This window comes from Streptococcus porcorum (assembly GCF_053203725.1).
This window is the reverse complement of record NZ_JBRUDG010000066.1, coordinates 1-1,789: the sequence shown is the minus strand read 5'-3', so window position 1 is coordinate 1,789 and position 1,789 is coordinate 1. Positions and strand designations below refer to the sequence as shown.

Sequence of the window (1,789 nt, the reverse complement as noted above, 5' to 3'; positions counted from 1 at the left end):
AGCATGATAATTGATGGATTGTCAACACTTTTTTTCATTTTTTTATACCTCTATTGAATTTAGGAAAAGAAGACGACAACAACTTAGGGGCATTTGATTTAAACATCAAAAAAGAGAAGACCGTCGGATCTTCTCGTGTGTTGTTTTTTTATCTAGCAAACAGTATAGTTGAATTATATCTAGGTATTTTTTACTGCTGAATTCCTATATCCGTAAACAAAGTAGATTACTATACTAATAAGCACTGTAACAATAAAAGCAATCCATGTTAAAGTTTGATACTGACTCATTAATGAAAGACAAATTATAATTGATAGGATCGGTAGAACTGGAACAAAAGGTGTTCTAAATTGTCCTGCTAGAGGCTCCCCTTGATCTTTTCTCAACTTTATAATAGCTATGGCTAACATAATAAGATAGGCTAAAGTACAAATATTTAAAAATTCTGCAATACTGGCTAATGGAAAGACCCCTGCACAAATTAATGTCGCAGCTCCAACAAGCAATGTCGCATTTTTAGGAACTTTACTGTGACGAGTAACCTGACTTAGACTTTTTGGAAGTAAGCCATCTCTACTAATAGAGTAAACTGTTCTAGTCAATGCATAAGTCATTGAAATACATACTGTAACTAGAGTAAGAATAGCAACCATAGAAACATAATTAGCTGCCCAATCTAAGCCAGCATTACGCAAAGCAAAAGCAACAGCATCTGCAACATTGAGTTTAGTATAATGAACAATCCCTGTTAGGATAAGAGTCACTAAGATATATAAGACCGTAACAATTGACAAGGATAAAACAATACCTCTTGGGACATTTTTTTGTGGTTCCTTCACTTCATCAACTGCCATTGAAATGGATTCAAAACCTAAAAAAGCAAAAAACATCAGTGAAGCCCCAGCCATAATACCCGTTTTTCCTCCATAAATTTGACCGAAACCAAAAGGAGCAAAATCAGACCAATTGTCTGGTTTAATAAAAAATATACCACTTATGATAAATACTGCAAGGGCAGAGAACTTCAGAATAACCAATGCACTATTAAAGCGTAAGACACTCTTTGAGTTCAAAAGGACGAGTCCAGTGACCAAAATAATGACTAAAACCGGAAGCAAGTCAATATACTGTCCTTTACTGGGATTAAAAGTCCCATTTAAAGCTGTGGGTAGAACAATATTATAATTAGCAAGAAGCCCTTTAAAGTAACCTCCCCAACCAGCTGCAACTCCAGACACAGCTGTCAAAAATTCCATGATAATCAGCCATCCAGCAAGCCAAGCCGGAAATTCACCTAAAGTTGCATAAATATAACTATATGCTCCTCCATTTGCCGGGATACGTGAGGCAAATTCTGCATAAAACAAAGCAGAAATTCCAACAGCAATCGCAGAAATAATAATAGAAACAGTTAATGCTGGACCAGCATAAGTTGCGGCACCAATACCTGTTATGGTGAAAATCCCTGTTCCTACCATTGAGCCTAAACCAAGAAAAATCAAGTCGTAAACACGAAGATGTCTTATCATCTCTGTCTTATCGCGACCTGGATTTTTTTTTCTAAAAATATTCAATTTTCTTATCTCCTACATTATGGTAACAATCTATTCTATCACAGCTACATAATCTTGTAAATTATATTGAATAAAAATAAAAAGAGACAAATGTAGCGTTACAATAGATGTGAGACTTCTAGAAGTCAAAAAGAAGATTCCCTGATATGATAAGAGTACCACCACTCATCAAAAAGGAATCTTCTCATGACTAGTATATCACAAAATCTTCGCTA

Annotated in this window: 1 protein-coding gene; it reads right to left on the bottom strand. The window is 35.0% G+C overall.

The annotated features are described in order from the left end of the window. Positions 1-179: 179 nt before the first annotated feature. Positions 180-1,574 (bottom strand): amino acid permease, encoded by a 1,395-nt coding sequence (locus tag ACVRWY_RS09460; RefSeq protein ID WP_354369917.1) that lies wholly within the window; start codon positions 1,572-1,574, stop codon positions 180-182. Between the last annotated feature and the right edge of the window lie 215 nt (positions 1,575-1,789).